Origin of the sequence: Methylotenera sp., assembly GCF_030653755.1 — a bacterium.
Lineage (GTDB): Bacteria > Pseudomonadota > Gammaproteobacteria > Burkholderiales > Methylophilaceae > Methylotenera.
In genome coordinates, this window is record NZ_JAURYU010000032.1 from 1 (window position 1) to 7,980 (window position 7,980).

General features: G+C 49.6%; 12 protein-coding genes and 1 pseudogene. 2 read left to right on the forward strand and 11 right to left on the reverse strand.

The genetic code is table 11. From position 1 onward, the window contains the following. Positions 1-136 precede the first annotated feature (136 nt). Both Q7U33_RS06110 and Q7U33_RS06115 read right to left on the reverse strand, forming a co-directional pair. Positions 137-325 carry a DUF2892 domain-containing protein gene (locus tag Q7U33_RS06110; RefSeq protein ID WP_304858750.1) on the reverse strand — a complete coding sequence of 63 codons (189 nt, stop codon included), beginning with the start codon at positions 323-325 and terminating at the stop codon, positions 137-139. A 183-nt stretch (positions 326-508) separates the two neighbouring features. Further along, the gene (locus Q7U33_RS06115; protein ID WP_304858751.1) at positions 509-853 is read right to left on the reverse strand and encodes a carboxymuconolactone decarboxylase family protein; all 345 of its coding nucleotides are present in this window, start codon (positions 851-853) and stop codon (positions 509-511) included. A gap of 139 nt (positions 854-992) precedes the next feature. Between Q7U33_RS06115 and Q7U33_RS06120 the strand changes: the two genes are divergently transcribed. After that, complete coding sequence (locus Q7U33_RS06120; RefSeq protein ID WP_304858752.1) at positions 993-1,580, forward strand: DUF3365 domain-containing protein; 588 nt, start codon at positions 993-995, stop codon at positions 1,578-1,580. Between the two features lie 284 nt (positions 1,581-1,864). Here the strand turns inward: Q7U33_RS06120 and Q7U33_RS06125 are convergent, their stop codons facing one another. From Q7U33_RS06125 to Q7U33_RS06165, 9 genes are read right to left on the reverse strand one after another with little or no spacing between them, the layout of a single operon-like run. Further along, complete coding sequence (locus Q7U33_RS06125; RefSeq protein WP_304858754.1) at positions 1,865-3,388, reverse strand: proton-conducting transporter membrane subunit; 1,524 nt, start codon at positions 3,386-3,388, stop codon at positions 1,865-1,867. Further along, positions 3,385-4,806, reverse strand: a complete 1,422-nt coding sequence (locus Q7U33_RS06130; RefSeq protein WP_304858755.1) for a complex I subunit 5 family protein — start codon at positions 4,804-4,806, stop codon at positions 3,385-3,387. Before Q7U33_RS06130 ends, Q7U33_RS06125 begins: the two co-directional genes overlap by 4 nt. Then, the gene (locus Q7U33_RS06135) at positions 4,803-5,105 is read right to left on the reverse strand and encodes an NADH-quinone oxidoreductase subunit K (RefSeq protein ID WP_304858756.1); all 303 of its coding nucleotides are present in this window, start codon (positions 5,103-5,105) and stop codon (positions 4,803-4,805) included. Before Q7U33_RS06135 ends, Q7U33_RS06130 begins: the two co-directional genes overlap by 4 nt. After that, positions 5,102-5,776 (reverse strand): MnhB domain-containing protein, encoded by a 675-nt coding sequence (locus Q7U33_RS06140; protein WP_304858757.1) that lies wholly within the window; start codon positions 5,774-5,776, stop codon positions 5,102-5,104. Before Q7U33_RS06140 ends, Q7U33_RS06135 begins: the two co-directional genes overlap by 4 nt. Then, the gene (locus Q7U33_RS06145; protein WP_304858758.1) at positions 5,773-6,021 is read right to left on the reverse strand and encodes a DUF4040 domain-containing protein; all 249 of its coding nucleotides are present in this window, start codon (positions 6,019-6,021) and stop codon (positions 5,773-5,775) included. Before Q7U33_RS06145 ends, Q7U33_RS06140 begins: the two co-directional genes overlap by 4 nt. Next, positions 6,018-6,320, reverse strand: a complete 303-nt coding sequence (locus Q7U33_RS06150; protein ID WP_304858759.1) for a monovalent cation/H(+) antiporter subunit G — start codon at positions 6,318-6,320, stop codon at positions 6,018-6,020. Before Q7U33_RS06150 ends, Q7U33_RS06145 begins: the two co-directional genes overlap by 4 nt. Continuing rightward, a complete protein-coding gene (locus tag Q7U33_RS06155; protein WP_304858760.1) occupies positions 6,313-6,579 on the reverse strand; it encodes a monovalent cation/H+ antiporter complex subunit F in 267 nt (88 codons plus the stop codon). Before Q7U33_RS06155 ends, Q7U33_RS06150 begins: the two co-directional genes overlap by 8 nt. After that, a complete protein-coding gene (locus Q7U33_RS06160; protein WP_304858761.1) occupies positions 6,576-7,046 on the reverse strand; it encodes a Na+/H+ antiporter subunit E in 471 nt (156 codons plus the stop codon). The genes Q7U33_RS06155 and Q7U33_RS06160 overlap by 4 nt, the downstream gene beginning before the upstream one ends. Further along, positions 7,043-7,360, reverse strand: a complete 318-nt coding sequence (locus Q7U33_RS06165; RefSeq protein WP_304858762.1) for a DUF190 domain-containing protein — start codon at positions 7,358-7,360, stop codon at positions 7,043-7,045. Before Q7U33_RS06165 ends, Q7U33_RS06160 begins: the two co-directional genes overlap by 4 nt. Before the next feature lie 527 nt (positions 7,361-7,887). On the opposite strand from Q7U33_RS06165, the pseudogene Q7U33_RS06170 reads away from it, so the two are divergent. Continuing rightward, positions 7,888-7,980 (forward strand): annotated as a pseudogene (locus Q7U33_RS06170) (IS1595 family transposase); the annotation flags it as partial.

The window sequence follows — 7,980 nt, forward strand, 5'->3', positions numbered from 1 at the left end:
GTGATATTACTTAGTGATATTACTTAGTGATATTACTTAGTGATATTACTTAGTGATATTACTTAGTGATATTACTTAGTGATATTACTTAGTGATATTACTTAGTGATATTACTTAGTGATACTACTTAGTGATATTAATTAGTTTTACAGGTATTAACCCCTAGTAACGAATATGCCCCACAAAAACTAAACAATCCTGTTGCTAGCGGCAACATCCCTAACCAAGCCCACATAGGCCCATTACCAAATAGAGCCCATGCAATCAGGGCAAGCCCAACAATAATTCTAAGCGCACGATCAACACCACCAACATTTGCTTTCATTTCACTTTCTCCTGTAAATTTTTTTTAACAACAGCTAAGGATTTAAATTACACATCAACAATCGCATGTATCACTTACTACCGCCATAATTAACAACCCTACTATTTTTTTAACATACCCTTTAAAGGTTATCTTCTATATGACTTAACGCCAGCTAAGATAGTTAATCGACAGCTTTAGCGCTTATGCATGACTAACTTGATCAAATGCAGCAATCGCTTCAGCAGCATACATCAGCGATGGCCCACCCCCCATATAAACTGCCATTCCAAGCGCCTCAAACACCTCTTCTTTACTTGCACCTAGCTTACTTAAAGCTTGAGTATGAAAGCCAATACACCCATCACAATGCGCCGCCACACCAAGCGCTAAAGCAATTAACTCTTTAGTTTTTTTATCTAACACCCCATCTTTAGTCGCTGCCGAAGCTAAGTCACCAAATGCTTTCATCAAATCAGGTGATCCTGTCCGCAAACTCATCAGTGATGTAGAAATGTTTTTAGTGATATCTTTATAATTCTTGCTCATTGATTTATCCTTAAATATTTTATTTATTAATATAATATAATAATATATAGTATGGTTTGAGTTACATCAATTCAATCAACAATATTTTTAACGCTTAGATTACACTAAGTAGAATTTAGCGTTAAAAAGGAGACCTCTCATGAAAAAACATCTAATTATTAGCGTACTCCTGATACAGTGTTCTGCCTTATCTTATGCTGCTGAAAACGATCTAACCATACAACAGCAATATGTAGAAGAAAGTCAAAAAACCGCGCAGGAATTTATGCAAACATTAGGCAAAACCCTTAAAACGCAAATAGAATCAAGCGGTATTGAAAGTGCAATAAGCGTATGCAAACAAGTCGCCCCCGCCATGGCAGCACAATACTCTAATCAATCACGCACCGTAAAAAGAGTTTCTTTAAAACCTAGAAACCAATCTCAAGGGACGCCTGATGAATGGGAAAGAAAAACGCTAGAATACTTTAACCAAGCGCAAAAAGATGGACAGCTACCAGCCAAAATGGAAGTAAGCGCTTTAGAAAAAACCGACGCGGGCCAAGTCTTTCGTTATATGAAAGCCATTCCTACACAAGCCATGTGTTTAAAATGTCATGGTGGTGAACAAGACATCAGTGCAAATTTAAGACTACTACTTACGTCTGAGTACCCCAACGACTTAGCCACAGGCTATTCATTAGGCGAAGTGCGTGGCGCAATTTCAATACAACACATATTAAAATAAGATACCGTCTTACTTTCTTGTTATTCGCTCAAGGCCTCAAGCACCTTCTTGTTTTTGGCTTTTGTCCGCTTTAGTTTGTCTATTTCAGCGACTATCACCACCGACAAAAAGACCTCAGCCATCCAGCTCTTTGAACATGTATACCTCCTTCAATGCTTGCAAGGAGGCTCGTAATTCAATGAATCCTGTTTTTCAAGATGCTCCTGATTACCTATCGATTTACTCGCCGTACACGAACTCTTTCATCTGCCGCCCAGTGCTTGGAAACAAAAGGCTTCTCTAAACTATGGTGTCCAGATTATTGACTCGTGAACGTATTCACGCTCGGCAATCAATTTGGCCCATGAGAGAGGGCTTATCTGGTTATTCGGGAACATACCAGCTGCAAGTGTCATCGCTGCGGTTACCATTGGTGGCAACAGCAGTAGCCACGCGGTTTCGCGCCAACCACGCGCTACGATATGCTCCGCTGGCCAGGCCTTTGGAATAGGCTTAAACCAAGTACGCCAAAGGATAGGCAGAAAATAGACGGCATTCAGCAGGCTGGATGTCCACAACACCCATATCGCCCAATCCATGCCAGCGGCCGATGCGCCGTCAATCAGCCATGCCTTGCTGACGGCTCCAGCTGTCAGCGGCACGCCTATCATACCCAGTGCACCAATTGTAAACGCGATGCTCGTCAACGGCATGCGCCGTCCAGCACCGTTCATTTCACTCACCTTGTGGATGCCAAGGGTTTCGGCGTAGTTGCCAGCGCAGAAAAATAGCGTGACTTTCATGAGGCCCTGATGCACCAAATGCACCAGTCCACCAACAGTGCCGATGGGGCCGAACAGCGTAATACCCAGCACAATGTAGGACACCTGGCTCACCGTCGAGTAAGCCAGTCGTTTTTTCAGATCATCCTGAAATAGTGCACGAAAACTACCCCATACAATGGTCACCGCGGCGAAGATTGCCAGCGGCAACAACAGATCAAGCGACTGTGCGAATTCGATACCATACACTTCATAAACGATACGCACGATGCCAAAAGCACCAGCCTTGACCACAGCGACTGCATGCAGCAATGCTGAGACTGGCGCTGGCGCTACCATCGCCTGCGGTAACCAGCCGTGTAGCGGCACGATTGCCGCCTTGACACCGACTCCAATCATCAGCAGTAGGAAGATGATTTGCAACTGACCGTCATATGCCGAGCCCAATGCCGCAGCAATACCAGCATGAGCAAAGTCGGTATGTCCAAGCAGATGATGCAACCAGACAATGCCAGTCAACAGTACCGCACCGCCAATCAGCGTATATGTAAGATAGGTCATGCCACCGCGTATGGATGCTTCCGTGCCCCGATGAACGACCAGTGGAAAGGTAGCGAGGGTCAACAGTTCGTAAAAAACGAAAAAGGTAAAGAGGTTGGCAGCCATAGCAATGCCCATGGTAGCCGTGACGCAAAGGCTGAAAAAACCGAAAAAGCGACTGCGACGCGGTGCGCCTTCTAGGTAGCCGATCGCATAAAGTGTGGTGAACAACCAGAGCACCGCCGATAGCGTGATAAACAACAAGCCAAGCGCATCCGCCTTGAAGGCAAGATTAAGACCTGGCAGCACGGCAAAGTGCACACCATAACTTTCCCCAGCCTGCACGCCCACAATCAGCAACAAAACAAGCGCCAGTTTAACCAACGCCCCAGACAGATTAAGCGTTGTGCGCAGCCCGACCCATGACTCTGGCAGCGTAAAGATAAGTAGACCTGGGATCAATGAAGAGGCCAAAACAGCCAATGGCAAGAGTTCGTTGAAAGTCATGTAACCCCCACCAACTGCATCAACTCAACACCTCGCAGGCCCAGCAAAACACTGGCAGCAGCCAAGACGAAAGCCGTCCACTCCAGCGTGCGCGACACTGGCGTCACTACGCTGTCAGCAGGTGCTAGCAGAAATGCTTGCCGCAATACACTGAAAACATACACTGCCGCCAGTAAGCCCCCCACCAGAACCACAAATGCGATGACCCACTGCTGCTGTGACAGCGCAAGCTCTATTAATTGCCATTTGGCGAGAAAACCCGCTGAAGGTGGAAGACCCATCAAGGTAATTCCCGCCAGCCCGAAGGCAAACAGCGTGACAGGTAAACGCTCAGCAACCCCAGCCAGCCCCGCCACCATCTCCTGTCCGGTTGCCTTGATCAGCGTGCCCGCTGCCGCAAACATGGCGGCTTTGGCAAGGCCGTGCGCAAAGACCTGCATGATGCCAGCTTGCAGCGCGCCAGCACTGGCCAATAGCGGAAAAATTAGAAACAAATAGCCTAGTTGCGCCACGGTCGAATAAGCAATCAGCATCTTGAGGCGCTCGGCACGTATGGCCTGATAAGAGCCCCAGAACACGGCCAGCGTACCCAGCAATGCAGGAAACCAGACAACCAGACTCGCCACTACCGTCAAGGACGAGAATGGCCCCACCCATAATCTAAGAATCAGATAGAACGAGGCTTTCACCACAACAGCAGACAACAGCGCTGATACTGGGGCTGGGGCGCCGCCATGCGCAGGTGGTAACCAGAAATGGAAAGGAAACAATGCTGTCTTGAGCATTAGACCTAGCACCATCAACCCTCCCGCAATCCATACCAGATCAGGCGCATCAGCGCCAATAAGCGAGACGAGGGTAACTGTAGAAACCGTTCCGTAGGTGCCGTAAATCAGTGCAACGCCGAGTAGATAAGCGCCAGAGCCTACCAGCGTGGCAAACAGATAGCGCAGCGCTGCTGCAATCTGTTGCGCGCCACCACCAGCCGCAACCAGCCCTACCGCTGCCAGGCCTAGCAGTTCAAGCGTGACATAGATATTGAACAGATCAGCCGAAAGAAACAGCGCATTAAGTCCTGCCAGCAGAAATCCGACAAGTGGCCAAAAATAATTCCTAGCGGGGTCATCTCGCTTGAAATAGGCATGGGCATAAACTGCTAGCGGCAGTGCGATGCACTGAGTTAGTAGCAGCATGGCTGCTGACAGCCCATCGGCTACAAGGTCAATGCCGAGCGGCGCGCCCCAGCCACCGACCGCATGCATCGCTGCCCCACTACCGACAATTTCCGCGGCAAGCGCGAAAGCGAGCCAAAGCTGTGCTACCAATCCCGCTATGGCGGGCCAGACTCCACGGCTGGGCCCCAACATAAAGGCTAAGCTGGCCCATAGCAGCGGCAACAGAATCAGCCAGACCATCATGCTTCATCATCCTGCGACAACTCGAGTTTTCCTGTCAGCACATACAGTCGTCGCGCCAGCGCCAGTGCCAGTGCTGTTGCGGCGACGGCAACGACGATGCCAGTCAATACCATCGCCTGCGGCACAGGGTCTGCAATACCGTTGCGTTGCGCGAGTCCGACGAGCACTAAAAATGTTCCGCTACCCATGATATTGAAGGCGAGTATGCGACGCAGAAGATGTTCTAGCAGCAACACGCCAGCGACACCGAGTGCGAACAAAATTACGCCGACGCTGGCGAAAAGCAGCCCGGCTGTCATGATGTTTCTCCGTCGTCACGCGAAAGGAGTAAAAAGAGCCCAGCAAGGATCAATCCCAGCGATATCGTTAAGCCAGACTCAATCAACAGAATCAACGCACCTGCCTGTTCCAGCGGATATTCGAGCAATGCCCCTTGCATCAGAGATCCAGCGCCAACGGCAAGAAATATCAGGAAACCACCAGCCAGCCCCAAGCGCAATCTCGCGCCTGGCGATTGCCAACTGGGTAATAGTTCAGCCAGATGCAGCAGTACGGCAGCGGCAGCCAGCACGGCACCTGCTTGGAAAGCCCCGCCTGGCCGGAAGCTCCCAGCCCACAGCAAATAAAAAGCAACCATGATCATCAGGGGCGTCGCCAACTTTGCTAACGTCTGTAATACTGGACTCACCAAGAGTCGCACATCAACAGTTGCTTCGGCATTACTAGCCTCTTCCCTGCCAATAGCGAGAATGACAATCAGTGCGAGCAACAGTACGGCAATCTCCAGTAAGGTATCGTAGCCGCGAAAGTTCAACAGAACGGCGGTCACTGGATGCTCGACACCACTGGCAGTAAGATTGGCCGCAACCGCAGCATGCAACTCCACGCTTGCTGGCGCAAGATCATGCATGGCGCCGAGTAGCAGCACAATCAAGCAGACTGCACCGAGAACGACCAGCAGCCGCTTCATATCTCTCTCCGTTGCAGTGCACCGTAGGCATCGAGCAGCAGCGCGCCAGTCAGGCCAGCACCGATAGCTGCTTCAGCCAGACCGATATCGGGAGCCGACAAGCGCGCCCAAGCCAACGCCATCAGCAACCCGAAAACGATGAACATGACGATGGCCCGATCCAGCCGCGTTGCAGACAAGCTCCGCCATGCACTCCAGACCATGGTCAAGACAAGTAGCAGGTCGAATGCAAATTCGAGGCTCAATGTTTTTCCTTGCGCCAGGGGCTAACGCCAAGGCTGTCGGCACGGCACGCAATTGCGTAGCTCACCCCTGCACTTGCCGCCAACGCCAAGGGCCAAATCAACAACAATTTCAGAGAGCCTGCAAGCGTCTCGGCCTGTAACGCGAGTCCAATCAGAACACAGCCGAGCCCCAAGTTATCGGCCTTGGTCAGAGCATGCAGGCGGCTATAAACATCGGGAAAGCGCAGCAATCCCAGCGTACCAGCAAAATAGAAAAAAGCACCCGCAATCTGCAACACGGCACTGAGGATATCAATCATCACGGCCCCTTTGCCATGCTCGCCTAGCAAAAGCGATGCCGCCAATCGCTGCCAGCAGGGCCAGCAGCAATGCGACGTCGACAAGCATCTGGCCAGCACCTCCATATGCCAATAGCACCAGCACACCCGTGCCAGTACTACCGAACAAAAGCGCCGTCAGCATACGATCAGCCACCGTGGGGCCGCGCGCAGCCGCCAGTAGTGCAACAATCAGATTGCAGAGCAGGAAAAGTGCTACTGGAAGTTCGAACCCTGTCATCGCCCGACTCCAAAGAGTGCGCTGATGCGCGCCTCCAGCTCACTGACCTCGGTCTCGATAGGCAGACGCTCATCCAGCACATGCACACGCAATCGATTCTCTGCCAGTTCAACGCAGAGTGTGCCAGGCATCAATCCAATCACGTTGATCATGAGAACGCGCGGACCGCCTGCTGGCAAGTTCAATCGCAACTCCAGCACACCTGGCTGCAGTGCCGCCCGGCCGCGCAACGCCATTATGGCAACCTGAAATCCGCCGCGTACAGAGCTCCTGAGAAAGAACAAGACAAAACTTGGTATTTCCCCCCAACGTAGCCGATGCACGGCAGCCGGCATCAATATCACGCTAACGTAAGTGGCAGTCAATACCGCAACAGCACCCAACCACCAGTCATCGATACGACCCTCGGTCAGCACCCACCAAAGCACTGCAAACAGGAGGCAACGCAGCAGCAGGCTGTGAATCATGATGCGCCAGTCATACCGACCTTAATAAGCGCCCTGGCATAAAACGCCCCCACTACTTCATGGCGCAAATGCTGGAACAGACACTCAATATTGGCTGTGCTGAGGGCCATCATGACCATGATGGACTGATTGACCAATTCAAAAAAGCTTGCTGAGTGAATCTGACCGTCATGATCAAAGCCATGCGTTGAGGCAAGCAAGGGGGCACTAGGCAAGCCAAGCATGCGTGCCTTCTGCAACAACCGTTCACCTAAGAAAAAATCGTCGTGATACCGATAACAATGAGTGAAAAATATAAGCTGGTAACCCTGCATACCAATATCCTTATCAACCAATCAAGATGCTGATTCTGCTTACGCAAAACACCTAATCATCACAAAATTTACTGCCATACCAATCTCAGGATATTAATTTCATCCATCGTGGAATGATTCTTTTCAAAAGACAATCTATACATTCCGACCACATCTACAATTTCACAAAAAGAAGTCACTGCCCAACGTTCAAAAGCTCTTCCTAATTAATATTTCTTAAATCTAAGGAATACGCAAAATACCATAACCGATTTCAGATAACCGGCCGATGGTGCTGGATGCTCTATTTTTTTGAGTACACTTCAGTTTGAGCACACTTCATGATAAAGAAGAAATCTGTAGGCTCAAAAATCGGAAAAACATTTTGACCAAGCAAAATGGGAAGCCTCTATCTATTTGAAACAAGGATCATTTTCACCTGAAATTTTTGTTTCATTGTTAACATGATTTACATGAAATTTAGGTGTTCTTTATTAAATAGGGTCTTAGGAAGCAAAGCACTAATTAAAGTGTGATAACTTCCTGAAATGGTTAATAAAAATAGATACTACAGCCGTTCTAAAATCACAGAGGCTAAATTCAGGCAGCTTGTGCGCTGTTTTGCCCTGGATTTTACTGCC

What these genes read in the sequence shown, in the direction of transcription:
- Q7U33_RS06150 (WP_304858759.1), bottom strand. Translation starts at nt 6,320, where the DNA reads ATGATTGATATCCTCAGTGCCGTGTTGCAGATTGCGGGTGCTTTTTTC.
- Q7U33_RS06140 (WP_304858757.1), bottom strand. Translation starts at nt 5,776, where the DNA reads ATGAAGCGGCTGCTGGTCGTTCTCGGTGCAGTCTGCTTGATTGTGCTG.
- Q7U33_RS06110 (WP_304858750.1), bottom strand. Translation starts at nt 325, where the DNA reads ATGAAAGCAAATGTTGGTGGTGTTGATCGTGCGCTTAGAATTATTGTT.
- Q7U33_RS06155 (WP_304858760.1), bottom strand. Translation starts at nt 6,579, where the DNA reads ATGACAGGGTTCGAACTTCCAGTAGCACTTTTCCTGCTCTGCAATCTG.
- Q7U33_RS06165 (WP_304858762.1), bottom strand. Translation starts at nt 7,360, where the DNA reads ATGCAGGGTTACCAGCTTATATTTTTCACTCATTGTTATCGGTATCAC.
- Q7U33_RS06130 (WP_304858755.1), bottom strand. Translation starts at nt 4,806, where the DNA reads ATGATGGTCTGGCTGATTCTGTTGCCGCTGCTATGGGCCAGCTTAGCC.
- Q7U33_RS06135 (WP_304858756.1), bottom strand. Translation starts at nt 5,105, where the DNA reads ATGACAGCCGGGCTGCTTTTCGCCAGCGTCGGCGTAATTTTGTTCGCA.
- Q7U33_RS06160 (WP_304858761.1), bottom strand. Translation starts at nt 7,046, where the DNA reads ATGATTCACAGCCTGCTGCTGCGTTGCCTCCTGTTTGCAGTGCTTTGG.
- Q7U33_RS06115 (WP_304858751.1), bottom strand. Translation starts at nt 853, where the DNA reads ATGAGCAAGAATTATAAAGATATCACTAAAAACATTTCTACATCACTG.
- Q7U33_RS06125 (WP_304858754.1), bottom strand. Translation starts at nt 3,388, where the DNA reads ATGACTTTCAACGAACTCTTGCCATTGGCTGTTTTGGCCTCTTCATTG.
- Q7U33_RS06120 (WP_304858752.1), top strand. Translation starts at nt 993, where the DNA reads ATGAAAAAACATCTAATTATTAGCGTACTCCTGATACAGTGTTCTGCC.